The sequence below is a fragment of the Candidatus Latescibacterota bacterium genome (assembly GCA_020633725.1).
GTDB lineage: Bacteria > Krumholzibacteriota > Krumholzibacteriia > JACNKJ01 > JACNKJ01 > VGXI01.
On the sequence record JACKDC010000005.1, the window covers coordinates 134,290 to 160,140 of the forward strand.

Here is a 25,851-nt window from a genome sequence, read left to right on the forward strand (position 1 = left end):
CGCCCGGCCCCGCGTGGTCGCTACTTGGCGCGGGTGTAGCTGATCTCCATCCACTTGACCTCGCCGCTGCCCATGGGGCTGGGGCCCCACATCTCGAAGACGTGCTGGTCGTCGCTGATCATGTGCGAGACGAGGCGGCAGGGCATCTCCATCCCCATCACCGGGTCGACGTAGGAACCGTGGCAGACGATCTGCTTCGACTTCGGATCGTAGTCGCCCTCGTAGCTCATGATGCCCGTGCCCATGGAGTCGAGCCAGGTGCCGACGTACTTCTTCTTGCCGTTGTCGTAGCCCATCATGCCGCGGCCCTCGTAGGGCATGCCCATCATGCTGCCGGTGAAGTGGGACTCCAGGTAGCGGCCGCCGAAGATCATCGACGACGTCTCGGTGCCCGTGCTGACCATGGGCTCGCCGCTGGGATCCTGCCAGGACTTGACGGTGGCGTTCCAGGTGCCGGCGCCCTTCGCGAGCATGGCGTGGGGCTCGCCGGGAGCGGCGGCGTCCATGTAGGCCTTCATCATCGCCTCCTCGCTCATCGCGGGGGGCGCCTCGTCCTTGGCGATCGCGCCGCCGGCCAGCAGCAAGCAGAGACCGACGGCGAGCGTGAGAGCGCGCATTCTTGTCCTCCGTGGATTCGGTGAGGGGTGGGACGTCACTTGCGTCCCGGCAGGGCAGAATAGCGCAACGGCGCCGGCTTGCCAATGGGGGCGGCGGGCGCCGCCCCCATGCGCGAGAGGTCTAGCGGACGAGGGTCATGCGCCGCACGGCGCGGAGGCCGTCCGCCTCGAGGCGGTAGAGGTAGACGCCGGAGGCCTGGGGGTGACCGGCGTCGTCCGTGCCGCGCCAGGTCACCTGCTGGTGGCCCGCCGGCAGCGGGCCGTCGAGCAGGGTCGCCACGCGCGCGCCCTTCAGGTCGAAGATCTCCAGCCTGACCGGCCCGGCCGTCTTCAGGTCGAAGCGCAGGGTCGTGGTGGGGTTGAAGGGGTTCGGGTGGTTCTGGAAGAGCGCGGTGGCCACGGGGAGGGCGCCGTCGGGGAGTTCGGGATCGTCCACACCGGTTCCTTCGGTCTGGTGGTTCGCGTTGAGGAAGGGCGTGACGGTCACGAGGCCGAGGCTGGCGTTGTCCTCCTGGTCGGTGATGCCGGCCTTGATCGTGGCGTGGTCCGTGCTGCCCCAGTAGACGAAGGCGGCCGTCAAGTCGCTCGGACCATTGCGCAGATTGCGGCCGGCGGTCCCGCCGCCGTTGTCGTAGATGTCGTTCCACTGGTCGGGGTCGATGCCGAAGCTCATCGTGCCCCCGCCGAGGTAGACGCCGTAGGTCGAATTGTCGAACACCCGGCAGTTGCGCAGCGTCAGGGCGCCAGTCGTGCTCTGGATGCCGTAGCCGCCGTCGGTGACGGTGACGTGGTCGAGCATCAGCGTCCCGGCGCCGTTCACGTCGAAGCCGGCCGCGGCGCCCGTCATGCTGCAGTAGGCGAAGTTGCCGCCGCCGCTGGTGTAGAAGCGCAGTCCGTACCAGTCGGAGCCGGTGTTGCGGTCGAGGGTGACGCCCTGGCCGGCCGTGCCGGCGGCGTTCAGCGTACCGAAGACGTCGAAGCGCGTGTTGCCGTTGAAGCGCACGGTGACGCCGTCGCCCAGGGTGAGATTGCCCGCGGTAGCGATGGTGGCATTGACCGTGACCACGTAGTCGAGACCTGCGAAGGCCGGCCAGGTGCCGGTGCGGTCGCCGTTGCCGCTCCTCACCTGGATGGCGTTGTTGGTGTTGCCGGTCGTCGGGATCACGCAGCCGGGATCGGGGAAGGCCTCCGGGTCGATCGTCAGCGGCCAGCTGCAGGCCACGCCGGTCCCGCCGATGCTGTTGCCGGCGCCGAGGGTGAAGCTTCCGTTGTTCTCCACCCAGATCGCGCCGCGGGTGCCGCCGCAGCTTTCGAAGACGACGTTGTCCACCGTGGCGCCGGGGCAGTTGTTGAGGTAGAGGCCGGCGTCGGTGGTGCCGCGAATCGTGAAGGTGCTGGTGAGGGCGATGTTCGAGACGTTGCGCTGATCGAGGCCGGTGACGCAGTTCTCGATGAGGGTCGCCGCGTCCAGGAACTGCGGGGTGACGCCCTGGAGGTAGAGGCCGTCGGCGCTCATGCCGTCGATGTGGAGACTGGTGAGGGTGAGGCTGCCGCCCGTGGCCTGGATGCCATAGCCGCCGTCGGTGATGGTCACGTGGTCCATCGTCAACGCGCCCGCACTGTTCGAGTCGAAGCCGGCCGCGGCGCCCGTCATGCTGCAGTAGGCGAAGCTGCCGCCGGCGTTGGTGTAGAAGCGCAGTCCGTACCAGTCGGAGCCGGTGTTGCGGTCGAGGGTGACGCCCTGGCCCGAGCTGCCGGCGGCATTCAGCGTACCGAAGACGTCGAAGCGCGTGTTGCCGTTGAAGCGCACGGTGACGCCGTCGCCCAGGGTGAGATTGCCCGCGGTGGCGATGGTGGCATTGACCGTGACCACGTAGTCGAGACCTGCGAAGGCCGGCCAGCTGCCGGTGCGGTCGCCGTTGCCGCTCCTCACCTGGATGGCGTTGTTGGTGTTGCCGGTCGTCGGGATCACGCAGCCGGGATCGGGGAAGGCCTCCGGGTCGATCGTCAGCGGCCAGCTGCAGGCCACGCCGGTCCCGCCGATGCTGTTGCCGGCGCCGAGGGTGAACGTGCCGTTGTTCTCCACCCAGATCGCGCCGCGGGTGCCGCCGCAGCTTTCGAAGACGACGTTGTCCACCGTGGCGCCGGGGCAGTTGTTGAGGTAGAGGCCGGCGTCGGTGGTGCCGCGAATCGTGAAGGCGCTGGTGAGGGCGATGTTCGAGACGTTGCGCTGATCGAGGCCGGTGACGCAGTTCTCGATGAGGGTCGCCGCGTCCAGGAACTGCGGGGTGACGCCCTGGAGGTAGAGGCCGTCGGCGCTCATGCCGTCGATGTGGAGACTGGTGAGGGCAAGCGTTCCGCCGCTGCACTGCACGCCGGTGCCGCCGTCGGTGATGGTCACGTGGTCCATCGTCAACGCGCCCGCACTGTTCGAGTCGAAGCCGGCCGCGGCGCCATTCATGCTGCAGTAGGCGAAGCTGCCGCCGGCGCTGGTGTAGAAGCGCAGTCCGTACCAGTCGGAGCCGGTGTTGCGGTCGAGGGTGACGCCCTGGCCGGCCGTGCCGGCGGCGTTCAGCGTACCGAAGACGTCGAAGCGCGTGTTGCCGTTGAAGCGCACGGTGACGCCGTCGCCCAGGGTGAGATTGCCCGCGGTGGCGATGGTGGCATTGACCGTGACCACGTAGTCGAGACCTGCGAAGGCCGGCCAGGTGCCGGTGCGGTCGCCGTTGCCGCTCCTCACCTGGATGGCGTTGTTGGTGTTGCCGGTCGTCGGGATCACGCAGCCGGGATCGGGGAAGGCCTCCGGGTCGATCGTCAGCGGCCAGCTGCAGGCCACGCCGGTCCCGCCGATGCTGTTGCCGGCGCCGAGGGTGAACGTCCCGTTGTTCTCCACCCAGATCGCGCCGCGGGTGCCGCCGCAGCTTTCGAAGACGACGTTGTTTACCGTGGCGCCGGGGCAGTTGTTGAGGTAGAGGCCGGCGTCGGTGGTGCCGCGAATCGTGAAGGCGCTGGTGAGGGCGATGTTCGAGACGTTGCGCTGATCGAGGCCGGTGACGCAGTTCTCGATGAGGGTCGCCGCGTCCAGGAACTGCGGGGTGACGCCCTGGAGGTAGAGGCCGTCGGCGCTCATGCCGTCGATGTGGAGGCTGGTGAGGGCAAGCGTTCCGCCGCTGCACTGCACGCCGGTGCCGCCATCGGTGATGGTCACGTGGTCCAGCGACAGCGGCCCCGTGCCGGTCATGTCGAAGCCGGCCGCGGCGCCCGTCATGCTGCAGTAGGCGAAGTTGCCGCCGCCGTTGGTGTAGAAGCGCAGTCCGTACCAGTCGGAGCCGGTGTTGCGGTCGAGGGTGATGCCCTGGCCCGCCGTGCCGATCGCCTGGATGCTGCCGAAGGCGTCGATGCGCGTGTTGCCATTGAAGCGCACCTCCACACCGTCCTCGAGCGTGAGGACGACTCCAGTCGCCAGGCTCACGTTGCTCACGACGACGTGCGGGTTGTCGGCGGCGTGCCAGGTTTCGGGGCTGTTGATGGCGCCGGAGTGGTCCAGGGCGAAGGCCCCGGTGGGCAGGAGCAGGGCGCCGAGCAGCGCCAAGAGGGAGGCGGGAATCCGGCGCCGCGACGGCGCCGCGAAGCGGCGAGGGGTGATCATGGCGTCCTCCAAGGGGGCCGAGGGGGTGAGGCTGAGTCCTGTGACTGTCACGCATCGCGCGGGGCGAAGGGGACAGGGATTCCACGTCTCGGCAAACGGATAAGAGGCTCCGTCACTCGGCTGTCGGATTCAGGCCTCGCGCTCGAGCTCGCGCTGCAGCCAGCCGCGGAGGACGGTCCAGTCACGCTTGACGGTGGCCGTCGAGGTCTCGAGGACGGCCGCCGTCTCCTCGATCGTCATGCCGCCGAAGAAGCGGCACTCCACGATCCGCGCGTGGCGCGCATTCAGCGACGCCAGCTGATCCAGCGCCGCGTCGAGCCCGAGGATGCGCGCCGCCTCCGCCGCCGGCAGCTCGGCGGCGTCGTCGAGCGGCACGTGCAGCGCTCCGCCGCCGCGCTTCTGACGGTTCCGTCGCCGGGCATAGCTCACGAGGATGTTGCGCATGGCCTGAGCGGCCAGCGCCAGGAAGTGCGCGCGCGAGTCCCACTGCACGCGCTCGGACTGGACGAGCTTGAGGTAGGCCTCGTTGACCAGCGCGGTGGTGTCGAGGGTGTGCCCGGGGCGCTCGTGCTTCAGCTTGGCATGTGCGATCCGGCGCAGCTCCTCGTAGAGGCGCGGCACCAGCGCGTCCAGCGCCTGCCGATCGCCCCCGCTCCAGGCGAGGAGCAGTTCGGTGACATCCCGCTCGTCCGACATCGCCCGTCCATCGTTCGCGCCACGGCCGACCCACCCGGGCCTGGGGCCGCCCGGGGGGCCACACTAGCACGCGAACGGAGGACGCGCAACGCGCGCCCGATCAACGGAGTCGAATCACCTTGCGCGATTCCCGGCGGTCGCCTGCCTCGAAGCGAAGGAGATAGACGCCGGTGGGCACCGTGGCGCCGTGCTCGTCGCGGCCGTCCCACTGGAGCGTGTGTCGCCCCGCCGTCTGGACGCCGTCCGCCAGCAGGGCCACCCGCCGGCCCGACACGTCGTAGACGGCCAGCCGGCAGGCCGCGTCGCGTGGCAGCGCGAAGCCGAACCGGGTGCTTCCGGAAAAGGGGTTCGGTTGGGGGGGCTCGAGCAGGAGGGCGATCCCGCCGCCGTCGGGCTCGCTCACGTCCGTGGTCGCCCGGGTCCGCAGGTGGGTCTCCAGGGGCGCGTTGTCCGGCGGCGACAGCCAGCGCGAATGAGGAAAGAAGGGCGAGTCGCTCAGGATGCGCAGGCGCCAGTGATAGGGCGAGCCCGGCGACAGCCCGCCGACGACGCTGCTCAGGCGGATTGCGCTGCCCGCGCCGGATGGCGCGCCGGTGTCGGCCAGGGGACCCGTGACGAGGCCGGCGCCGTCGAAGGGCGCGCCCACGGGCTCGATCTCCGCCTGCAGGCGCACGCGGGCGCGACCCTGCGGGCTGCGCGCCTGTGCCTTGAGCCGACTGAGATAGCCCGAGTCGGAGAGTCCGCGCGGGCCGATGGGCGCGGCGTCGTCCACCCGCGCCTGCCGCGGACGGCGATCCAGCCCCCGGCCGCCGTTGCCGTAATAGAGGTAGGCGGCGCCTTCGGCGAAGTCGGGACTGTCCAGCTCAGGCGCGCTGATGAGCAGGTCCGAGAAGCCGTCCCCGTCGACATCCCCGGCGCAGGCTGCACAGGCGCCGAAGTGGCAGCCGGTCTGCCCACCGATTGCGGACCAGGCCGGGTCGTAGCCGAGTCCGAAGGGGGAGCCGAGGTAGACGAAGGCCTTGCCGTCGTCGACGCCGCCGCCGTCGAAGTAGGAGGACCCGACGACGATGTCGGAGTAGCCGTCGCCGTTCAGATCGCCGGCCGAGGCGACGCGGGACCCGAAGTTCGCGTGATCCTGAGTCCCGTCCGCGGTCCAGTCGGGCTGCGTGGAAAGCCCGGCGGCCGAGCCGTGGTAGACCTTGATGCGGCCCCGGTCGATGCCGCCGGCATCGTAGCCGCTGACGCCGACGACCACATCGGAGTAGCCGTCGCCGTTCACATCGCCGGCGCTGGCGGCGCGGTTCAGCTGGGCCGAGTTCTCGTCGCCGTCCGCGTGCCAGCTGGACTCGGTGGACAGGCCCGCGGCCGAGCCGAGGTAGAGGTCGACGCGGCCTTCGTAGGACTGATCGCCGGAGAACTTGAAGTCGACCACGAGCACGTCGGAAAAGCCATCACCGTTGACGTCCCCCGCCGAGGCGACCTGAAGCCCCAGGCCGCCGAGAATGCGGTTGCTCTCGACGCTCCACGCGGGCGTGCTGGAGAGCCCCGCCGGCGAGCCGAGATAGACGAAGGCGGCGCCTTCCGCGCTCTCGCCGTCGCTGTAGTCCGGGGCGCCCACGATGACGTCGCCGTAGCCGTCGCCGTTCACGTCACCGGCGCCGGCGACCGAATACGCGAAGCCCGATGACGGCTGGTTGCCTTCGGCCGTCCAGGCCGGGGAGGCCCCGAGCCCGGCGGCGGAGCCCAGGAAGACGAAGGCCGCGCCTTCGTTCGTCTCCCCGTCGGTGTAGAGGTCGGCGCCGACGATCACGTCGCCGTAGCCGTCGCCATTCACATCGCCGGCAGCGGCGACGCAGTCGCCGAAGCTCGCGTACAGCCCTTCACCCTCGACTTCCCAGTCGGGCGTCGTCGACGGCCCCGCGGCCGATCCGAGGTAGAGCCGCGCCCGGCCCACGTTCTGGGGGCCGTCGTCGAAGTAGGGCGAGCCGACGATGAGGTCTGAGAAGCCGTCGCCGTTCACGTCGCCTGCGGACGCCAGGGAGTGCCCGAGGACCTCTGCAGCCTGGCTGCCGTGGGCCGTCCAGCCGGGGCTCGGTCCGGGGATGCTCCCGCCGCCCGCATAGACGAAGGCGGCCCCCTCGTTCAGCTGCCCGCTGTCGTACTGGTAGGCGCCGACGAGGAGGTCCGAGTAGCCGTCGCCGTCCACGTCGCCGGCGGTGGCCACGCTGCAGCCATAGAGCGCTGGTCTGTCCGCCCTCGCCGATCCAGCGGGGCACCACATCGAGCCCGCTGGCATCACCTTCGTAGACGAAGACGCCGCCCTCGTCGGTCTGCCCGTCGTCCCAGAAGGGCACGCCGATGGCGACGTCGGCATAGCCGTCGCCGTCAACGTCGCCGGCGGTCGCCACCGAGGCGCCGAACTGCGCGAGCGCCTGCCCCGAGTGCGCCGACCAGTCCGGCGTTGCGCTCGGGCCCAGCGGTCCGCCGAGGTAGACGAAGGCTTTGCCCTCGTTGCTCTGTCCGTCGTCGTAGAGCGGCGCGCCCACGACGACGTCGGCGTAGCCGTCGCCGTTCACGTCGCCCGCGCCGGCCACCGCCGCGCCCAGGTGGGCCACGGCCTGGTCGGACTCCGCGATCCAGAGCGGCAGGTCAGACAGCCCCGCTGGCCCGCCGGAGTAGACGAAGGCCGCGCCTTCGAAGGTCTGCCCGTCCGTGTACTGCGGCGCGCCGACGATCACGTCGTCGTAGCCGTCGCCGTTGACGTCGCCCGCGGTGCCCAGCGACGAGCCGTAGTAGGACGTCGCCACGTTGCACTCGCCGATCCAGTCGGGGCTCGCGCCGGGGCCGGCCGGTCCGCCGAGGTAGAGGAAGGCCGCGCCTTCGTCGCTCTCGCCGTGGTCGTAGAGCAGCGCGCCGACGAGGAGGTCGGCGTAGCCGTCGCCGTTGACGTCGCCGGCGGTGGCCACGGGCAGCCCGAAGAACGCGCCGGCCTGATCGCTCTCGGCGGTCCAGGCGGGCGTCGCGCTCAGCCCGTCCGGGCCACCCAGATAGAGGAAGACCCTGCCCTCGTCGGTCTCGCCGTCGTCGTAGGCGAGCGCGCCGACGATCACGTCGTCGTAGCCGTCGCCGTTCACGTCGCCAGCCGCGGCCACCGACTGGCCGAACTTGGCGCCGGCCTGGCCGCCGGTCGCTGTCCACGCGGCGACGGTGGAGGGTCCGCCGGCGGAGCCGAGGTAGAGAAAGGCCGCGCCTTCGTCGGTTTCGCCGTCGTCGTAGAGGTAGGCGCCGACGACGACGTCGCTGTAGCCGTCGCCGTTGACGTCGCCTGCGGTGGACACGCTGATGCCGAGCGAGGCCAGCGCCTGATCGCTCTCGGTGATCCACAGGGGCGCGTCCATCAGGCGTTCCGCCTCGCCCGTCTCGCGCGCCAGCGCAGGCCGGACCAGGAGAGAGAGGAGCAGGAGCGCCGCGAGCCGGGCGGAGAATGCTCCGCCGCGGCCGCGGGGAAGCGGGCGGGTCGTGCTGGGCATGTCGCGACTCCTTCGGTCAGGCTAGAAGGGGAATGCGCCGAATCGGCGCGAAGTGGATCACGGCCGTCCGCGTTGTGCGCCAGCCAGGCGCGTGCTAGAGTCGCCGGATGGACGCCGAGCGCTGGCAACGCGTGCAGGAACTGGTGGAACGGGCGCTGGGCCAACCGCCCGACGCGCGTGCCGCGTTCCTTGCGCGCGCCTGCGACGACGATCCCGCCCTCCGCGCCGAGGCGCTCTCCCTGCTCGACGCCTGCGAGCGCAGCCCCGAGGAGCCGGCCCCACCGTCCGCCTGGCTGCAGCCGCTCGCGGCCGCGCCCTCTCCCCGGCTCGCCGAGAACGCGACGCTCGCGAACCGCTACCGTCTGCAATCCCTGCTCGCCCGGGGCGGCATGGGCGAGGTCTACGAGGCCTGGGATGAGGTGCTGTCCATTCCGGTCGCGCTGAAGACGCTCCATCTGGCCGCGGGCAGCGACGACGCCTACCGCCGGCTCAAGCTCGAAGGTCTTCTGGCGCGCGCCGTGTGGCATCCCAACGTCTGTCGGCACTACGCGCTCGAGCGGCACCGGGGCCCGGACGGCGACCTGTGGTTTCTCACCATGGAGCTCCTGCGCGGGGAGACCCTCACCGCCAGGCTGCGGGCGGACGGCCGGCTGCGCGGCGCGCGCGCCCTGGCGGTCGCGACCCAGGTGGCCCGCGGACTGGGCGCTGCGCACCAGGCGGGCGTCGTGCATCGCGATCTCAAGCCGGGCAACGTGATGCTCGTCGACGCGGACGGCGAGCGTCAGGCCGTGGTCATGGACTTCGGCATCGCACTCGCCGATGGCGCGGCGTCGGATCCTCTCGCCATCGTCGGCACACCGGCCTACATGGCGCCGGAGCAGCTGCGGGGAGAGGCCGTGGGTCCCGCGGCGGACCTCTACGCGCTCGGCCTCGTGCTCTACGAGCTGGTCACCGGAGCGCTTCCCTTGCCCGGGGACGGATCCCGCGCCGCCGCCGAGCGACGGCTGCGCGAAGACCCGCCGTCGCCGCGGCAGCTCGTCCCCGACCTCGACGAGCGCTGGGAGTCGGCGATCCTCGGCTGCCTGCAGCGCGACCCCGAGCGGCGGTTCGCCAGCGCGGAAGCGGTGGTGGCGGCGCTCACGGGCTCCGAGGCCTGGGCCGGGGCCGTTGGACTCGAGCGGGGACGCCCGGTCGAAACTGCCCTTCCCGCCGAGCGCGATCGCTTCGTCGGCCGCGCCGCCGAGCGCGAGCAACTGCGCCGCGCCCTTGACGGTGGCGCGCGGGTCGCCACCCTGCTCGGCGCGGCCGGCCTGGGCAAGACGCGCCTGGCCATCCACTTCGCGCGCGAGCACGCGGGCGGCTGGCCGGGAGGCGTGGTGTTCTGCGACTTCACGGAGGCGCGGAGTCTCGACGGCGTCGCGTCCGCCGTGGCGGGCGCGCTCGGCGTGCAGCTCGCGCGCGGCGACGCGATCGCCCAGCTGGGCCACGCCCTCGCCGGACGCGGACGCGCGCTGATGGTCCTGGACAACCTCGAGCAGATCGTCGACCTCGTCCCGGCGACGCTCGGTCGCTGGCTCGACATGGCCCCCGAGGCGCGGTTCGTGGCCACCAGCCGCGAGCGGCTGCGCCTCGGCGACCTCGAGGCCGCGATCGAACTGGAGCCGCTGGAGGCGGAGGCGGGGGCGGCGCTCTTCGCGGACCGGGCGCGGCGCCTGCGGCCGGGACTGGCGCTCGACGGGCAGGCGGCTGCGGCCGTGGGCGAGATCGTCCGTCTCGCCGACGGCCTGCCCCTCGCCATCGAGCTGGCCAGCGCGCGCGTGGGCGTCATGGACGTCCCTCAGATCGCGCGGCAGATGCGGCAGCGCTTCAGCCTGCTCAGCGGCGGCAGCGGCTCGCGCCACGAGACGCTCATGGCGGCGATCGACGCGTCCTGGGAGCTGCTCAAGCCCTGGGAGCGCTCGGCCTGGGCGCAGTGCGCGGTGTTCGAGGGCGGCTTCGCGCTGGACGCCGCCGAGCACGTGATCGCGCTGGATGCGCACGCCGACGCGCCGTGGGTGGTGGACGTCCTGGGCGCGCTCGTCGACAAGAGCCTGCTGCGCGCGTCGGCGCCGCTCGCGCGGGCCACGGCAGGCAGCCCCGCGCCGCGCTTCTCGCTCCTGCCCACGCTGCACGAGTTCGCGCGGCTGCGGCTGGACGGCGCGAGCACCGACGGCGAGAGGATGCCCGACGCCGCGGACGTCCAGGTCAGACATGGCGCCTGGTACGCGCGCTTCGGGGAGCGGGACGCGATCGCGCTGCTTCGGCGGCGCGGAACCGCGGCCGCACGCCACGCCGTGGAACCCGAGCTCGAGAACATCGCCGCGGCCTGCCGGCGCGCGATCGACCGCGATGACGCGCCGACGGCGGTGGCCAACCTGCGCGCGCTGTGGGCGGTGCTGGCCCTGCGGGGGCCCTTCGGCGAGGCGCTCGCGCTGGGACGTCTCGCGCTCGACCGGCTTCATGCGTCTGCCGCCGACGCGCTGCAGGTGCTCCGCGTGCTGGGCCAGGCCGCGTGGTACGCCGGCCTGCCCGACGAAGCCGGGGCGCACCAGCAGTCGCTGCTGGCCGGAGCGCGTGAGCAGGGCGATGAGGCGCTTGCCGCGCAGGCCCTGCTCGACCTCGCGGGTTTTCACGTCAGTCGAGGCCAGATGGAGGAGGGCGAGGCGATCCTTCAGCAGGCGCTGGCGGCGATCGCGGCCAGCGGCGATCACGCGAGCGAGGGCCAGGCCCTCAGCCTGCTCGGCGTCATCCACCGCGGACAGGGGCGTATGGACGCGGCGCGCGAGCAGCTCGAACGCGCGCTGGCGGCGGCGCGCGGCGCCGGCGACCGGCGGCTCGAAGGCTCGGTGCTCGTCAACCTGGGACTGGTCCTGCAGGACCTCGGCGATTCGGACGGCGCACGCCGGCACTACGAGGAGGGGCTGGCGGCGCACCGCGAGGTGGGGCACCGTCGCTTCGAGGGCAACGCGCACGACAACCTCGGCGCGCTCTGCCTGGACCAGGGCCACCTCGTGGACGCGCGCCGTCACATGGAACAGGCCCTGGCCATCCACCGCGAGACGGGCGCGCGCTTCTCGGAGGGCATCACGCGCATCAATCTGGGCTCGCTTTGCCACGCCGAGGCGAGGCCGGCGGACGCGCGCGCGCAGCTCGACGCGGCGCTGCGCATCCAGCGTGAGGTCGGCAACCGCAGGATGGAGGGGCACGTGCTCGGCGCGCTCGGCCGGCTGGAGCAGGAGTTCGGATTGCCGCAGGCGGCGCGGGCGCGCTACGATGCCGCGCTGGTCATCCATCGGGAGCAGGACGATGGCCGTTCGGAAGGCTACATCCTCACCCATCTGGCGAGCCTGCTGAACGCGGATGCGACGCGGGACGAGGCGCGGGCCTGCCTCGAACGCGCCGAGCCGCTGCTGCGCCAGGCGGAAGCGACGCTGGATCTGGGCCTGCTCCTCTGTGTCAAGGCCGAGCTTGCGCAGGGCGACGGCGATCCGTCGCTCGCGCGAACGGCGATCGCGGAAGCCCAGACTCTGGCGGAACGCCTGGGCGCGGAGCCCGGCTCCGAGTTCGGACGCATGCTGGCGCGGGCGCGCAAGGCGCTGGCGTCTGGATCGCAGAAGGAGTGAACATGTCGAAACTGCGTGTCTCGAGCTTCGGGTTGTCCCTCGACGGCTACGGCGCCGGCCCCGATCAGAGCCTCGAAAACCCCCTGGGCGTGGGCGGGCCCGAGATCATGAAGTGGTTCATGCCCACGCGTGTCTGGCAGGCGATGCAGGGCGCGGAAGGCGGCGAGACCGGCGTCGACAACGGCATGGCCGAGCGCAGCTTCGCGAACGTGGGCGCCTGGATCCTGGGCCGCAACATGTTCGGGCCCGTCCGCGGCCCCTGGCCCGACGAGAGCTGGCGCGGCTGGTGGGGGGAGAACCCGCCCTACCACGTGCCGGTCTTCGTGCTCACGCAGCACCCGCGGGCGCCGCTGGTCATGGAGGGGGGCACGCGCTTCCACTTCGTCACCGAGGGGATCGAGGAGGCGCTGCGCCTGGCCCGCGAGGCCGCCGGCGGCCGCGACGTGCGGCTGGGCGGCGGCGTGGACACCGTGCGTCAGTATCTGCGCGCGGGGCTGGTCGACACGCTGCACCTCGCCGTGGGGCCGGTGCTGCTGGGCGCGGGGGAGTCGCTGTGGCAGGGCCTGGATGCCAGGGCGCTCGGCTACGCGGTCGCCGAGACGGTGCAGGGCGAACGCGCGCTGCACGTCATGCTGAAGCGCGCCGACTGAGAATCGCCCCGAACCCGCGCTGGGCGGATCCGGGGCTTCGCTGAAGCAATGGCGCTCGTCAGAAGTTGACGGTTTGCACCATCCCCGCGGAGGTGAAGGTCGTCCGCAGCGTGCCGCCCGAGTAGGTGCCGCCGCTGTAGAGGCCGTCCAGCTCCGACCCGGTGCAGCTGCCGCCCGTGTAGACCCGATAGCTGGTGCCGGCGGTGAGGTCCACCGTGGAGAGCAGGATGCACGAGTAGCGATTGGCCGGCCGGAAGGTCACCAGCGCGCCGCCTCCCGTGTCCTCGATGTGGAAGAGCGTGCCGGCGCTCAGCGTCGTGTTGGTCTTGAGCAGCACGCAGCGCTGGGTGGACTGGCTGCTCGGCGTCTCGACCATGTTCGAGTTGATCTGCGAGACCACCGTGAACCCGCCGTCCACGCGGAAAGTGCCGTTGACGTCGATGCCCACCTCGGGTTGCGCGGGCGGCCCGTGCACGATCAGCGTGCCGCCGGCAAGGGTCAGGTTGCCGTTGCTGTCGATCGCGTCGCCTGCGGGCGCGTAGAGGTGGATGTACCCGCCGCTGATGGTGAGGTTGCTGCCGTCGTTGAACTCGCCGTCCACGCCGTAGGTGGCGTTGAGCCCGTCGTCGGTGGACGTGAGGTGGATCTCGCCGCCGTTGATGAACAGGTTCGGCGACTCGAGGCCCTCCACCGAGTTCACGATGTTGATGAGACCGCCGTTCACCTCGAGCCAGCGCTTGGACTTGATTGCGTCGTCGGCCGACGAGATCGTGATGTCTCCGCCGTCGATCGTGACCGTGCTGTCCACGGACACGGCCTTGGCCTCGGCGTAATCGCCGCCGCCGATGGAGATCGGTGCGCCCGTGGTCGTGATGTTGAGCGTGGGCCCGGTGCCGGGCACCCCGATGCTGAGGTCGAAGTCCCCGGAGATGCCCTTGCCGCCGGACCCGGAGTGGGACAGGGTGATCGTCCCCCCCGTCAGGATGACGTTCGCGTCGGCCTTGAGGCAGGGCCCGTGATAGGCGTCCGCCAGGCCGACGTCGTTGACGTAGACACCGCCGTCGCCGCTGGAGCTGATGTCCAGGACACCGGACGCGATGGCGATGTCGCCGTCGCAGGAGACGCCGCGGCCGGCCAGGCCGACGGTGGTCACAGTGACGTCGGCCCCGTCCAGTTCTACGAGATCGTCGGCCTTGATCGCGGTGCAGTAGGAGGGGTCGAAGCCCGCGCCGGAGGCCTCGAGCACCACGCCGCCGCTGGTCTGGATCGTCAGCAGGCCGCCGGTGAGCAGCACGCTGCCGGCGTTCAGCCCCTTGGACTGGTCGCCCTCCACCGTGAGCTGCGTGTTGCCGCCCGCGATCGTGATCGCTCCGTCGCACTTGACCGCGTCGCGATCGTCATCGGCGATGAGTACGGTGAGGGTGCCGGCGTCGATCGTCACCGGACCGTCGCCTGCGTCGACGCCATCGGCGTCGGCGCTCACGCTCACGCTGCCGCCGTGCTGGAAATAGCCCTCGTTGGTGTGGACGCCGTCTTTCACCGCACTCGTCACGATGATCGTGCCGCCCTGCACCTCGATGTAGTCATCGCTGCCGAGGCCGTGCTGGTCGTCACCCTGACCGTTCACGGTCAGGCTGCCGGCGCCGGTGAAGATGAGCTGCCCTTCGCTGAAAAAGGCCGCCTTCTGGTCCTCGTCGTTGGGGGGATCGGCGTAGGTCACACCGTCGGTGAGCGTCGAGCTGCCGAGCAACGCGACGCCGATGGTCACGTCGGCCTGCACGTTGATGGCCGGGCCGTCGAGGTTCTCGATCGAGACGCCGTCCAGGCGCAGGGTGAAGTCCTCGTCAGAGTAGATCTTGAACATGCCGTCGCCGGTGGTTCCCGACAGCGCGTACACGATCCCGGGCATGCCCGCCGCGCCCGACACGATGACGTCGGCGCCGGTCACGTCCACCGCGACGCCGGCGCTCTCCAGCGGATTGACCACGGTCACCGCCCCGCCGGCGTAGTCCACGGTCACAGTGAGGTCGGCGCTGTTGGCGAAGGTGATGCTGTCGATGTCCGCCAGCGCGAACTGGCTGGTGACGCCGAGCGCCTGGTGAACGCGCAGCAGCGTGCCGGCCGCGAAGGTCACGCTGTCGATGTCTGCCACCTCGAGCTGGACCAGGCCGCCCTGGGTGTGCAGGCGAAGCAGGTCGCCATCCGCACGCAGGCCCGAGAGGTCGAAGGTGACGCTCTCGATGCTGTCGAGGGCGTAGGTGTCGGTCTCGCCGTCAAGGCCGAGGACGTCCATCTCCTGGGCGACGGCCAGCGGCGCAACGCAAAGCGCGAGCAGCAGGAGTGCAAGCAGTCTCTTCATGGTGTTCCCCTTCCTCACTTTACCAGCAGCAGCTGCTGGGACAGGGTGGATTCCCCCGCGGCCACGGCGCAGAAGTAGACGCCGCTGGCGACGCGGGCGCCGCGGTCGTCGCGGCCGTCCCAGTTGACCTGGTGCTCGCCGGCAGTCTGCGTCGCGTCGAACAGCGTGCTGACGAGCGCCCCCTTCGCGTCGTAGATCCGCACCGCGACCCTGGCCGGCGCGGGCAGCGCGTAGGCGATCGTGGTGCTGGGGTTGAAGGGGTTGGGGAAGCTGCCGAGGAGGCGGAAACGCGAGGGCGTCTGTCCCCCGCCGTCGGGCTCCTGGACCGCGGTCAGGATGTCCCGGAAGGTGATGCGCTGGATGTCTGCGTGGGGGATCGTGACGGTCCCGCCACCGCTCAGGTGGATGGTCATGGCGTAGTCCTGCCCGAAGGCGTTCGCTGCAAGCAGCAGCAGGACGCACGCGCCGAGCGCTTTGATTCTCATCACTGCCTCCACACGTGGGGTTGGGTCCGCGGGCGCCGCAGTCGACCGGCGCCGAACCGCCAAGATTACCACAGTTGGACACCCAGCAGGTCCGAAACGCGGCATCGGGCGCGCGGCAGGCCACCCTTGCGGGGCGGCCGGGTCGGGCGCATACTGCGGGCACCCTCACCGCGTCACGAAAGGCGACTCCCATGTCCACAGGAACCGTCCGCCTGCAGCGGGTGATCAAGACGACTCCCGCCAAGCTCTACCGCGCCTTCATCGACCCCGACGCCATGGCCAAGTGGCTGCCGCCCCACGGCTTCACCGGCAAGGTGCACAGCATGGACGCGCGCGTCGGCGGCGCCTACTCCATGTCCTTCACCAACTTCTCCACGGGCGGCTCGCACAGCTTCGGCGGCGTGTTCGTGGAGATGGTCGAGGGCGAGCGGCTCGTCTACACCGATCGCTTCGACGACCCGAACCTGCCCGGCGAGATGAAGACCACCGTCACCCTCCGCGCGACGCCCATGGGCACGGAGCTGAACGTGGTGCAGGAGGGCATCCCCGCGATGATCCCGCTGGAGGCCTGCTATCTCGGCTGGCAGGAGTCGCTGCAGCTGCTGACGCTGCTGGTGGAGCCCGAGATCCCCGACGGCGCCTAGCCGCCCGTCGAATCCAAGGAGCCCTCATGTGCAAGGAGACCTCATGACCCTGCGCTGGATTCTCGCCGCGCTTCACCTGCTCGCCCTCGGCATCGGCCTCGGCGCCGTCTACTCGCGCGCGCGGCTGCTCAAGGGCCTGCGCGACGCGGCCCGCCTGCCCGAGGTCTTCCTCGCCGACGGCTACTGGGCGCTCGCCGGCGCCCTCTGGCTCGTGACGGGCCTGCTGCGCGCCTTCACGGGTCTCGAGAAGGGCGCGGCCTACTACCTGCACCATCCGCTCTTCCACGTGAAGCTGACGCTCTTCGTCGTCATCCTGCTCCTGGAGATCCGGCCCATGCTGGTGCTGATCCGCTGGCGGCAGGCGCGGCGGCGCGGCGAGACGCCGGACCTCGGCGCCGCGCCCGGGCTCGCGAAGATCAGCCACGCCCAGGCGGGGCTGGTGGTGATCATCCTGTTGCTGGCCACGGCCATCGCGCGCGGCCTGCTCTACCCCGCGAACTAGGAGAGGCATGGAGCCGCGACTCGCGATCGTCACCGGCACGAGTTCCGGCATCGGCGCCGCCCTGGCGGCGGCGCTGCTGGGCGAAGGCTGGGACGTCCTCGGCATCTCGCGCCGGCCCGTGGCGCTGGCGGACCCGCGCTACGCGCACCGCGTCGCGGATCTGGGGGATGTCTCCGCGCTCACCGGCTTCATCGACGCGCAGCTGCTCCCGCGCCTCGCTGCGAAACCGTGGTCGCGGGTGGGGCTGGTCAACAACGCGGCCAGCCTCGGTGGCCTGCGCCGGCTGGCGGAGCTCCCGCCCGAGGATCTCGCGGGGATCTACGCCATCAACGCGGTGGCGCCGGTCGCGCTGATGGGGGCGCTGCTGCGGAGCGTTCCGCGCGCGACGCCGCTGCGGATCGTCAATGTCTCCTCGGGCGCCGCGCATCACGGCATCGCGGGCGCGGGCGACTACTGCAGCAGCAAGGCGGCGCTGCGCCTGGCCGGGATGGCCCTCGCCGAAGAGCTGGAGCCCGGGCGCGACGTGGCCGTCTTCAGCTACGAGCCCGGCGTGGTGGAGACGGCCATGCAGGTGGCCGCCCGCTCCGCCTCGCCGGACACCTTTCCGGCCCAGCCCATGTTCGCGGGCTTCAAGGCCGACGGCCGTCTGAACGCGCCCGAGGCGGTGCTCGGTCCCATGCTCGACTTCCTCGCCGGACCCGCCGAGTCGCGCTTCGTGGAGAGCCGCTTCGGCGGCTAGCGGCACGCTTCCGGGTCGGTGACTCCGAAACCTCGCTGAATCGGCGGGGAGAATCGTGGGGGGTGACAAACAGAAAAGCAGCACCGGAGATCCGGCGCCCGAGCTAGCCCCCGGCGAATGGAGCATCGATGCGCGCGACCCCTTCCCCTCGTCTCGCCCTGCTGCTGCTTCCTTTCCTTTTCCTCGGCTGCAGCGACAAGAGCAGCACCACTCCCTCGACCTTCCCCACCGCAGGCCTCCTGGCCTTTCTTCCCTTCGACGGCGATGCCAGCGACGAGAGCGGCAACGGCAACGACGGCACCCTGATCGGCGGCGCCACGGCCTCGGGCGAGCTCCTGCTGGGCAACAACGCCGACGACATGCTCTCCCTGCCCGCCTCCGTCATGGACGGCCTCACCGACTTCACCTTCGCGGCGTGGCTGCGCCTGGACGCGCTCCGGAACGAGGGCCACGAGGTGATCAGCGGGGCCAACGCGGTCGAAGACAACGACCTGGTCTTCTGGTACCGCGAGCACACGGACGAGTGGGCCATCGGCGTCAACAACGGCAACGCCGCGCTTTCGACCGACGCACGGATCGAGGACGGCCAGTGGCACCACGTCGCGCTCACCCGATCGGCCGGGCAGTTCCAGCTCTACCTTGACGGCAGCGCCTCCGGCAGCGCCGTCTCGCAACCGACGGATGCCATCGAGATCGATCCCGGCGGCCTCATCTTCGGCCAGGACCAGGACACGGTCGGCGGCAACTTCGAAGCTGACGAGGCCTGGGCCGGCGCCATGGACAACTTGCGCATCTACGACCGCGCGCTGAGCGCCGGCGATATCGGCAAGCTCGCGGAGGAATCCCGCTAGACCGAGTCTAGGTTGCGGGCGGGGAGGCCCTGCGCTAGATTGGCCTGCGGAGGTGCCGGCCATGGCCCTGTGCGCGAGCGATCCGCTCTTCTGGCATCGGTTGCAGTTCGGCTTCACGGTGACCTTCCACTATCTCTTTCCCCAGCTCACCATGGGTTTGGCGCTGCTCATCGTCGTGATGAAGGGCCTGGGCCTGCGCGTGGGCGGCGACGGCTGGAACGACGCCGCGCGCTTCTGGATCCGCATCTTCGGCCTCGCCTTCGCCATGGGCGTGGTGACGGGCATCCCCATGGAATTCCAGTTCGGCACCAACTGGGGCGAGTTCTCCGCGCGCGCCGGCGGCGTGATCGGCCAGACCCTGGCCATGGAGGGGATCTTCGCCTTCTTCCTGGAGTCGAGCTTCCTGGCGCTGCTGCTCTTCGGCGAGCGGCGGCTCGGGCCGCGCGGGCACGCGCTGGCCGCGCTGGCCCTCTTCGTGGGCTCGTGGCTGTCGGGCTACTTCATCATCGCGACGAACGCCTTCATGCAGTCGCCGGTGGGGCATCGCCTCGCCGCCGACGGGAGCTTCCAGGTGGCGGACCTCGCGGCCTTCGTCTTCAATCCCTGGGCCGTGGTGCAGTTCGCGCACAACCAGGTGGCGGCCACGGTGACCGGCGCCTTCGCCATGGCCGCCCTCGGCGCGTTCTGGACCCTGCGCGGCGAGCACGCGGACGTGGCGGCGCGCTCGCTGCGGCTGGGCGTGGTGGCCGGGCTCGTCGCCGCGGTGCTGGTGACCTTCCCCACGGGGCACGAGCAGGGGCGCATGGTGGCCCAGGAGCAGCCGGTCACGCTGGCCGCGATGGAGGGCCGCTTCGACAGCGGACCGCGCGCGCCGATGGCGGTGATCGGCCAGCCCAACGTCGAGGCGCGCAAGCTCGACAACCCCATCGTGCTGCCGGCGGTGCTGTCGTGGATCGCCTACGGCAACTTCTCCGCGGACGTCCGCGGCCTCGACGCCTTCCCCGAGGGCGACTGGCCCGGCAACATCGAGCTGCTCTTCTACGCCTTCCACATCATGGTGGGCCTGGGGACGCTCTTCGTCGCCGTGATGGCCCTGGCCGCGCTGCTGGCCTGGCGGCGGCGGCTCGTTCGCGCGCGGTGGATGCTGTGGATCCTGACCCTGGCCTTCCCCTTTCCCTTCATCGCCAACACGGCCGGCTGGATGACGGCGGAGCTGGGGCGGCAGCCCTGGCTCATCTACGGGCTGATGCGGACGGCCGAGGGCGGCTCGCCGCCCGTCCACCCCGGGGACACGCTCTTCACCACGCTGGGCTTCGCCGGCCTCTACCTGGTGCTCGGGGTGCTCTTCCTGGGCCTGGTGGCCCGGGAGGTCGGACAGGGTCCCCGGCCAGCGCACGCCGGAAACCACTGAGGACGCGATGGAAGCGCTCTGGTATGGCATCGCCGCGATGACCCTGGCCATCTACGTGGTCATGGACGGCTTCGACTTCGGCGCCGGCGCGCTGCACCTCTGGATCGCGCGGCGCGACGCGGAACGCCGCCAGGTGCTCGCGGCCATCGGCCCCTTCTGGGACGGCAACGAGGTCTGGCTGCTCGCCGCCGGCGGCGTGCTCTTCCTCGCCTTTCCGCGCGTGCTGGCGGCCGGGCTGAGCGGCTTCTACCTGGCCATCATGCTGGTGCTCTGGCTGCTGATCCTGCGCGGGATCGCCATCGAGTTCCGCTCCCATCTGGCGGACGGCATGTGGCGCAGCCTCTGGGACGCGATCTTCGCGCTGGCCTCCACGCTGCTGCCGGTGCTCTTCGGCGCGGCGCTGGGCAACCTGCTCCGCGGCGTCCCCCTCGCGGCGGACGGCTGGTTCGCCCTCACGCTCTTCGCCTCCTTCTCGCCCCGGGGCGAGCTGGGAATCCTGGACTGGTACACCGTGCTGGCGGGCGTCCTGGCCCTGGTCGCGCTCGCCCACCATGGCGCGCTCTTCCTCGCGTGGAAGACGGACGGGGACGTCCAGCGCCGCAGCCGCCGCGCCGCCGCGGGCCTCTTTCCGGCGCTGCTGCCGCTCTGGTTGCTCGGCACGGTGGCGACCTTCTCCCTCAACCCCGCGCTGCGCGCGGCGGTGACGTCCCGCCCCCTGGCCTGGCTGGCCGGAGCCCTGCTGCTCGTGGGACTCGCGCTGAGCGGCCTTGCGCGCCGCGCGGGCCGCGACCTCACCGCCTTCCTGGGCTCGGCCGCCTTCCTGCTCGGCGTGCTGGGGGCGACGGCGGCGTCGCTCTACCCGGTGCTGATCCGCGCCGCCGGCGACGCCACGCTCTCCCTGGACGCCGCGGCCAGCGCCGCGAGTCGCGACTCGCTGACCGCCGCGCTCGGCTGGTGGCCCGCGGGGCTCGCGCTGGCGCTGGTCTACATCGCGATGGTCTTCCGGCTGCACCGCGGCAAGGTGAGCGCGGCGCCGGTGGCGGAGGAGGAGCGCTGATGCGCAGCAGCGACCGCTGGACGGCCCTGGGCGCGGGCGCCATCGCCGGCGCGACGATCCTGGGCCTCTTCGGCCGCATCGCCATGGCGGCGGTGGCCTGGGCCGTGGGCGCGCCCCTGAACCTGAGCGCGGCGGGCCTGCTGGAAGTGCTGGTGCTCGGCGCGCTGCTCGGCGCCGCGGGGGGATCGCTGCTCCGTCTGCCGCTGCTCGCGCGGCGCTCGACCGGCGCGGCGGGCGTCCTCATGGGCCTCCTGCTCTTCGCGCTGGCGCTCCTGCTCTCCGCCCTGGGGGGACGTCTCCGCCTGGAGGCCACGCCGCTGCAGGCGCTCACCGTCGCCGTGGTGCTGGCGGACTTCCTGCTCTACGGCGTGGCGGCCTCGGGCCTCCTGGCGCTGATGCGCCGGCCCGGCTGAGGCCGACGTGGGGGAGACATCGCCGCTGCGCGGGGCGACGCCCGCGGACATCCCCGGCATCGCGCGGGTTCATGTGCAGGCCTGGCGCGAGACCTACGCCGGCATCGTGCCGGCGGCACACCTGGCGCAGCTGTCCACCGAGCGCTCCGAGCAGGTCTGGGTGCGGTCGCTCGCGGCCCCCGCGGGCCGGACCTTCGTGCTGGCGCCGGGTGGCCAGGTGCAGGGCTTCGTCTCCGCGGGACCCACCCGCGGCGACCTGAAGGACTTTGACGGCGAGATCTACGCCCTGTATCTTCTCCGCCACCTGCAGGGCCGCGGCCACGGACGTCGCCTCTTCGCGGCGGCCGTCGAGGCCCTGCGGGACGACACGCACCGATCGATGGCCCTCTGGGTGCTGCGGGACAACCCGACCCGGGGCTTCTACGCGCACATGGGTGGCGTGGTGGTGGGCGAACAGCCCTTGACGATCGGGGGAGAGGAGCTCGTGGAGGTCGCCTACGGCTGGCCCCGGCTTTCCGACGTGACCATCGGCTGACCGCTTTCGGGACTCGCGTTCCGCCCCGGGGCGGGCGCCGAAGGCCCGTGGAGGAGTCGATGTCCTACCCTCGCGCCCTGCTGCTCACCGCCATCACCATGGTCGCCTTCGCGAGCAACTCCCTGCTCTGCCGCGCCGCACTGCGCGGAGCCTCGATCGACGCCGCCGCCTTCACGGCCCTCAGGCTGGCCTCCGGCGCCGTGATGCTGGCCCTGCTCTCCCGCCTGCGCCGCGGCCGTGACCGCGCGCCCGGCAGCTGGCGGTCGGCCCTGGCGCTCTTCGCGTACGCCGCCTGCTTCTCCTTCGCCTACCTGAGCCTCCCCGCCGCGACGGGAGCGCTCCTGCTCTTCGGCGCCGTTCAGGCGACGATGATCGGTCACGGCATCTCCGCCGGCGAGCGGATGGGCCGCTGGCAGTGGTTCGGCGTGCTGCTCGCGCTGGGCGGGCTGATCGGGCTGCTCCTGCCCGGTCTCAGCGCGCCGCCCCTCGTGGGAGCGGTCCTCATGCTGGGCGCCGGCGTGGCCTGGGGCGTCTACTCCCTGCGGGGTCGCCGCGCGACCAATCCCGTCGGCACCACGGCCGGCAACTTCCTGCGCGCGACGCCGTTCGCCCTGGCGCTGGTCCTGCCCTTCTGGCGGCAGCTCGCGGTGACGCCCCGCGGCGCCCTGCTGGCCGTGGCGTCGGGCGCCCTCGCCTCGGGTCTCGGCTACACGATCTGGTACCTGGCGCTGCCCGCGCTGAAGGCCACCCAGGCGGCCACCGTCCAGCTCAGCGTGCCCGTGATCGCGGGCCTGGGCGGCGTGCTCCTGCTGGGAGAGCCGCTCGGCCTGCGGCTCGCGCTGGCGTCCCTGGCCATCCTGGGCGGAATCGCCCTCGTGATTCTCGAGCGCCGCGCCGCCCCGGGCGCGGTCGCCGTCGCTCCCGAGCCCGCCACCCTGACCGCCAACGACGGAGGATGATGCCCATGCAGATGCCGACACCCGCTCCCGGCCACCGACTGCTCGAGCGCCTCGCCGGCGTGTGGGAGGGGGAGGAGACCATGTTCCCGTCCCAGTGGGATCCCGCCGGCGGCACCGCGCAGGGTCGCACGGAGAGCCGACTCGCTCTCGGTGGTTTCGCGCTGATCGGCGACTACACCCAGGAGCGAGAGGGACGGGTCACCTTTCGCGGCCACAGCGTGATGACCTACGACCCCAAGGCCGACCTCTACACCCTGCACTGGTTCGATTCCCTCGGCTCGCCGCCGGAGGTCTTCACGGGGCGCTTCGACGGCGACGTGCTCGTCCACAGCCACGGCGGGCCCCACATGCACGTGCGCCTGACCTACGACCGGTCGGAGGAGGGCACGCTCGGTTCGTCCATGGAGATGTCGCCGGACGGCAAGGACTGGAAGCGGCTCTTCGAGGCCCGCTACCGCTTCCGGCGCTAGGCTGGCCGCGGGGCCGTCAAACGGGGTACAATGGGACCGACCCCAGCCGCCGGGAGACGACCCATGCGCCGCAGCCTGCTCAGCCTCGCCGCGATCGCCCTCTGCCTGCTCGTCCTGCTGCCCCTCGTGCGCGGTGCGCGCCCCGTGGGAACACCCGTGGGAACAGCGGAGCACGAACCCAGCCGCGAGCCCAACGACTGGTTCTGGATGCAGCGCGCCTACCCCGGCGTCACGCTGAGCCAGGACGCGCTGGCGCGTGGCATGGCCCAGGCGGCGGCCAAGGAGGCCGGCGGCGCGCTGATGAACCGCTCGACCTGGACGCAGGCCGGGCCCACCAACGTGGGCGGGCGCGTGACGGACATCGCCGTCCATCCCACGAACCCCGATCTCGCCTACGCGGCCATGGCCAGCGGCGGCATCTTCGTCACGCCGGACGGGGGCACGAGCTGGTCGCCGATCTTCGACCAGGAGGCCGCGCTGCCCGTGGGCGCGGTGGCCCTGGATCCGAGCGACCCCGACGTGATCTACGCGGGCACGGGCGAGGCGAACGCGGCGAGCCTGAGCTTCTTCGGCCTCGGCGTCTTCAAGTCGGTGGACGCGGGCGGGAGCTGGCAGTCGCTGGGCCTGGAGGCGACGCGCTACATCGCGCGCATCGTGGTGGATCCCGCCGACGGCAATCGCGTCTACGTGGCCGCCACCGGCGCGCTCTTCGAGCCCAACCCCGAGCGGGGCGTGTACCGCAGCCTGAACGGCGGCGCAGACTGGGAGCGCGTCTTCGCCCTCACGGACTCCACCGCCTGCACCGATCTCGCGATCAATCCGCAGAACCCGCAGGTGCTCTACGCCGCCATGTGGGAGCGCATGCGCGGCCTCACCTACCGCCGCTCGGGCGGACCCAGCAGCGGCCTCTGGCGGAGCGAGGACGGCGGCGACAGCTGGCAGGAGCTCACGGTGGGCCTGCCCAGCGGCAGCGACGTGGGCCGCATCGGCGTCACCGTCTGCGCCAGCCAGCCGAACGTGCTCTACGCGATCTACGCGGACGCCAGCGCCTACTTCCAGGGCGTCTACAAGAGCACCGACGGCGGCGACACCTGGACCGCCACCAACGACGGCGCGCTGAGCGGCATGTACAGCAGCTACGGCTGGTGGTTCGGGAACATCCGCGTGGATCCGTCCAACCCGAACAACGTGATCGCGCTGGGCCTCTACGCCTACCGCAGCAGCACGGGCGGCTCGAGCTGGAGCCAGACGGGCAGCAACATGCACGTGGACCACCACGCGCTGGCCTTCGCGCCGTCGTCGCCCGGCCGCGCCTACGAGGGCAACGACGGCGGCCTCTACCGCTCGAACAACGGCGGCAGCACCTGGAGCAAGCTCTACGACCAGCCCACGAGCCAGTTCTACGCCATCGCGGTCGACTACCAGAACCCCGAGCGGCTGATGGGCGGCACCCAGGACGACGGCACCCTGCGCACCGCCACCGGCGCCCTCGACGACTGGTCCGACATCTACGGCGGCGACGGCTTCTACTGCCTCGTGGACCCCACCAACTCCAACGTGCTCTACGCGGAGTCGCAGTACGGCTACTTCGGCAAGTCCACCAACGGCGGCGGCAGCTTCAGCGGCGCCACCAGCGGCATCAACAGCGGCGATCGCACGAACTGGTCGACGCCCGTGGTCATGGATCCCTCCGACCACCAGCGGCTCTACTACGGCACCTATCGCGTGTATCGTAGCACCAACGCCGCCGGCTCCTGGACCGCCATCAGCGGGGACCTCACCGACGGCAATCACGGCGGCGGCTTCGGCACGATCACCACGCTGGCCGTGGCGCCCGGCGATCCCGACCTGATCTTGGCGGGCACCGACGACGGCCGCGTCTGGCTCACCGCCAACGGCGGCGGTGCCTGGCAGCCCGTGGACGCCACGCTGCCGCGCCGCTGGGTCACGCGCGTGGCCGTGGATCCGAGCGACACGCAGGTGCTCTACGTCACCTACTCGGGTCTGCGCTGGGAGGAGACGGGGCACGTCTTCCGCAGCGGCGACCAGGGCGGCTCCTGGCAGGACGTCACCGGCGACCTGCCGCAGATGCCCGTCAACGTGATCGTGGTGGATCCCGATCAGCCGAGCCGGGTCTTCGTGGGGACGGACGTCGGCGCCTACACCAGCCTGCAGCCCGGCGGCGCCTGGCAGGTGCTGGCCACGGGCCTGCCCCGCGCGCCGGTGCTCGACCTCGTGCTGCACCAGCCCACGCGCACGCTGGTGGCGGGCACGCACGGGCGCTCCATGTTCCGCCTCGCGCTGGACGACCTCACCGCCGTCGCCGAGGCCGCGCCCACCGCGCGCCTCCTGGAGGCGCAGCCCAACCCCTTCAACCCGCAGACCACGCTGCGCCTGGCGGTGGAGACGCCGACGCCGGTGCGCGTGAGCATCGTGGACGTCCAGGGCCGCACCCTGCGCGTGCTGCTCGACGAACGCCTCCCGGCCGGCGAGCGGACACTGCGCTGGGACGGCCGCGACGACGCCGGCCACGCCCTGCCCAGCGGCGTCTATCTCGCGCGGCTCAGCCAGCCCGCCGGCGACAGCGCCCGCAAGCTGGTGCTCCTCCGCTAGCCTTCTCGC

At 71.6% G+C, this 25,851-nt stretch carries 20 protein-coding genes and 1 pseudogene; 13 read left to right on the forward strand and 8 right to left on the reverse strand.

Annotation, left to right across the window (positions count from 1 at the left end):
• Positions 1–20 precede the first annotated feature (20 nt).
• From H6693_11640 to H6693_11665, 6 genes and pseudogenes are all read right to left on the reverse strand, one after another.
• Positions 21–617, reverse strand: coding sequence for a DUF1579 domain-containing protein (locus tag H6693_11640; protein MCB9516837.1), 597 nt, complete (start codon positions 615–617; stop codon positions 21–23).
• A 121-nt stretch (positions 618–738) separates the two neighbouring features.
• The gene (locus H6693_11645) at positions 739–4,266 is read right to left on the reverse strand and encodes a right-handed parallel beta-helix repeat-containing protein (GenBank protein MCB9516838.1); all 3,528 of its coding nucleotides are present in this window, start codon (positions 4,264–4,266) and stop codon (positions 739–741) included.
• A gap of 129 nt (positions 4,267–4,395) precedes the next feature.
• On the reverse strand, positions 4,396–4,962 hold the full coding sequence (locus H6693_11650) for a sigma-70 family RNA polymerase sigma factor (protein MCB9516839.1): 567 nt from the start codon (positions 4,960–4,962) through the stop codon (positions 4,396–4,398).
• 100 nt (positions 4,963–5,062) lie between these two features.
• A complete protein-coding gene (locus H6693_11655) occupies positions 5,063–5,845 on the reverse strand; it encodes a T9SS type A sorting domain-containing protein (protein MCB9516840.1) in 783 nt (260 codons plus the stop codon).
• Between the two features lie 678 nt (positions 5,846–6,523).
• Positions 6,524–6,796: pseudogene (locus H6693_11660) on the reverse strand (FG-GAP repeat protein).
• Between the two features lie 46 nt (positions 6,797–6,842).
• The gene (locus tag H6693_11665; GenBank protein MCB9516841.1) at positions 6,843–8,492 is read right to left on the reverse strand and encodes an FG-GAP repeat protein; all 1,650 of its coding nucleotides are present in this window, start codon (positions 8,490–8,492) and stop codon (positions 6,843–6,845) included.
• 107 nt (positions 8,493–8,599) lie between these two features.
• On the opposite strand from H6693_11665, the gene H6693_11670 reads away from it, so the two are divergent.
• Positions 8,600–12,154: a tetratricopeptide repeat protein gene (locus H6693_11670; protein MCB9516842.1), complete on the forward strand. Its 3,555-nt coding sequence runs from the start codon at positions 8,600–8,602 to the stop codon at positions 12,152–12,154.
• A gap of 2 nt (positions 12,155–12,156) precedes the next feature.
• Positions 12,157–12,804: a dihydrofolate reductase family protein gene (locus H6693_11675; GenBank protein ID MCB9516843.1), complete on the forward strand. Its 648-nt coding sequence runs from the start codon at positions 12,157–12,159 to the stop codon at positions 12,802–12,804.
• Between the two features lie 58 nt (positions 12,805–12,862).
• Here H6693_11675 and H6693_11680 read toward each other — a convergent pair whose 3' ends face one another.
• Complete coding sequence (locus tag H6693_11680) at positions 12,863–15,163, reverse strand: carbohydrate-binding domain-containing protein (GenBank protein ID MCB9516844.1); 2,301 nt, start codon at positions 15,161–15,163, stop codon at positions 12,863–12,865.
• Positions 15,164–15,177: 14 nt separating this feature from the next.
• Positions 15,178–15,648, reverse strand: coding sequence for a T9SS type A sorting domain-containing protein (locus H6693_11685; protein ID MCB9516845.1), 471 nt, complete (start codon positions 15,646–15,648; stop codon positions 15,178–15,180).
• 191 nt (positions 15,649–15,839) lie between these two features.
• Between H6693_11685 and H6693_11690 the strand changes: the two genes are divergently transcribed.
• The 11 genes from H6693_11690 to H6693_11740 all read left to right on the forward strand — a co-directional run bounded on the left by H6693_11690 (position 15,840) and on the right by H6693_11740 (position 25,842).
• Complete coding sequence (locus tag H6693_11690; GenBank protein MCB9516846.1) at positions 15,840–16,292, forward strand: SRPBCC family protein; 453 nt, start codon at positions 15,840–15,842, stop codon at positions 16,290–16,292.
• Positions 16,293–16,335: 43 nt separating this feature from the next.
• Positions 16,336–16,794, forward strand: a complete 459-nt coding sequence (locus H6693_11695) for a DUF2214 family protein (protein ID MCB9516847.1) — start codon at positions 16,336–16,338, stop codon at positions 16,792–16,794.
• A gap of 7 nt (positions 16,795–16,801) precedes the next feature.
• On the forward strand, positions 16,802–17,533 hold the full coding sequence (locus H6693_11700) for an SDR family NAD(P)-dependent oxidoreductase (GenBank protein ID MCB9516848.1): 732 nt from the start codon (positions 16,802–16,804) through the stop codon (positions 17,531–17,533).
• A gap of 128 nt (positions 17,534–17,661) precedes the next feature.
• Positions 17,662–18,384: a LamG domain-containing protein gene (locus H6693_11705; GenBank protein ID MCB9516849.1), complete on the forward strand. Its 723-nt coding sequence runs from the start codon at positions 17,662–17,664 to the stop codon at positions 18,382–18,384.
• 61 nt (positions 18,385–18,445) lie between these two features.
• Positions 18,446–19,795 carry a cytochrome ubiquinol oxidase subunit I gene (locus H6693_11710; protein MCB9516850.1) on the forward strand — a complete coding sequence of 450 codons (1,350 nt, stop codon included), beginning with the start codon at positions 18,446–18,448 and terminating at the stop codon, positions 19,793–19,795.
• 7 nt (positions 19,796–19,802) lie between these two features.
• Complete coding sequence (cydB, locus tag H6693_11715) at positions 19,803–20,852, forward strand: cytochrome d ubiquinol oxidase subunit II (protein ID MCB9516851.1); 1,050 nt, start codon at positions 19,803–19,805, stop codon at positions 20,850–20,852.
• Positions 20,852–21,265, forward strand: a complete 414-nt coding sequence (locus H6693_11720; GenBank protein ID MCB9516852.1) for a hypothetical protein — start codon at positions 20,852–20,854, stop codon at positions 21,263–21,265. Before cydB ends, H6693_11720 begins: the two co-directional genes overlap by 1 nt.
• Before the next feature lie 7 nt (positions 21,266–21,272).
• Positions 21,273–21,800: a GNAT family N-acetyltransferase gene (locus H6693_11725; protein ID MCB9516853.1), complete on the forward strand. Its 528-nt coding sequence runs from the start codon at positions 21,273–21,275 to the stop codon at positions 21,798–21,800.
• Between the two features lie 59 nt (positions 21,801–21,859).
• A complete protein-coding gene (locus H6693_11730) occupies positions 21,860–22,759 on the forward strand; it encodes a DMT family transporter (protein MCB9516854.1) in 900 nt (299 codons plus the stop codon).
• A gap of 5 nt (positions 22,760–22,764) precedes the next feature.
• Positions 22,765–23,229, forward strand: a complete 465-nt coding sequence (locus tag H6693_11735) for a DUF1579 family protein (GenBank protein MCB9516855.1) — start codon at positions 22,765–22,767, stop codon at positions 23,227–23,229.
• Between the two features lie 63 nt (positions 23,230–23,292).
• Entirely contained in the window at positions 23,293–25,842 is a 2,550-nt protein-coding gene (locus H6693_11740; protein ID MCB9516856.1) for a glycosyl hydrolase, read from the forward strand.
• Positions 25,843–25,851 lie beyond the last annotated feature (9 nt).

Coding starts and splice junctions, on each gene's coding strand:
- H6693_11700 (MCB9516848.1), top strand. CDS start 16,802: ATGGAGCCGCGACTCGCGATCGTCACCGGCACGAGTTCCGGCATCGGC.
- H6693_11670 (MCB9516842.1), top strand. CDS start 8,600: ATGGACGCCGAGCGCTGGCAACGCGTGCAGGAACTGGTGGAACGGGCG.
- cydB (MCB9516851.1), top strand. CDS start 19,803: ATGGAAGCGCTCTGGTATGGCATCGCCGCGATGACCCTGGCCATCTAC.
- H6693_11645 (MCB9516838.1), bottom strand. CDS start 4,266: ATGATCACCCCTCGCCGCTTCGCGGCGCCGTCGCGGCGCCGGATTCCC.
- H6693_11735 (MCB9516855.1), top strand. CDS start 22,765: ATGCAGATGCCGACACCCGCTCCCGGCCACCGACTGCTCGAGCGCCTC.
- H6693_11650 (MCB9516839.1), bottom strand. CDS start 4,962: ATGTCGGACGAGCGGGATGTCACCGAACTGCTCCTCGCCTGGAGCGGG.
- H6693_11675 (MCB9516843.1), top strand. CDS start 12,157: ATGTCGAAACTGCGTGTCTCGAGCTTCGGGTTGTCCCTCGACGGCTAC.
- H6693_11685 (MCB9516845.1), bottom strand. CDS start 15,648: ATGAGAATCAAAGCGCTCGGCGCGTGCGTCCTGCTGCTGCTTGCAGCG.
- H6693_11665 (MCB9516841.1), bottom strand. CDS start 8,492: ATGCCCAGCACGACCCGCCCGCTTCCCCGCGGCCGCGGCGGAGCATTC.
- H6693_11730 (MCB9516854.1), top strand. CDS start 21,860: ATGTCCTACCCTCGCGCCCTGCTGCTCACCGCCATCACCATGGTCGCC.
- H6693_11690 (MCB9516846.1), top strand. CDS start 15,840: ATGTCCACAGGAACCGTCCGCCTGCAGCGGGTGATCAAGACGACTCCC.
- H6693_11740 (MCB9516856.1), top strand. CDS start 23,293: ATGCGCCGCAGCCTGCTCAGCCTCGCCGCGATCGCCCTCTGCCTGCTC.
- H6693_11695 (MCB9516847.1), top strand. CDS start 16,336: ATGACCCTGCGCTGGATTCTCGCCGCGCTTCACCTGCTCGCCCTCGGC.
- H6693_11680 (MCB9516844.1), bottom strand. CDS start 15,163: ATGAAGAGACTGCTTGCACTCCTGCTGCTCGCGCTTTGCGTTGCGCCG.
- H6693_11720 (MCB9516852.1), top strand. CDS start 20,852: ATGCGCAGCAGCGACCGCTGGACGGCCCTGGGCGCGGGCGCCATCGCC.
- H6693_11710 (MCB9516850.1), top strand. CDS start 18,446: ATGGCCCTGTGCGCGAGCGATCCGCTCTTCTGGCATCGGTTGCAGTTC.
- H6693_11640 (MCB9516837.1), bottom strand. CDS start 617: ATGCGCGCTCTCACGCTCGCCGTCGGTCTCTGCTTGCTGCTGGCCGGC.
- H6693_11705 (MCB9516849.1), top strand. CDS start 17,662: ATGCGCGCGACCCCTTCCCCTCGTCTCGCCCTGCTGCTGCTTCCTTTC.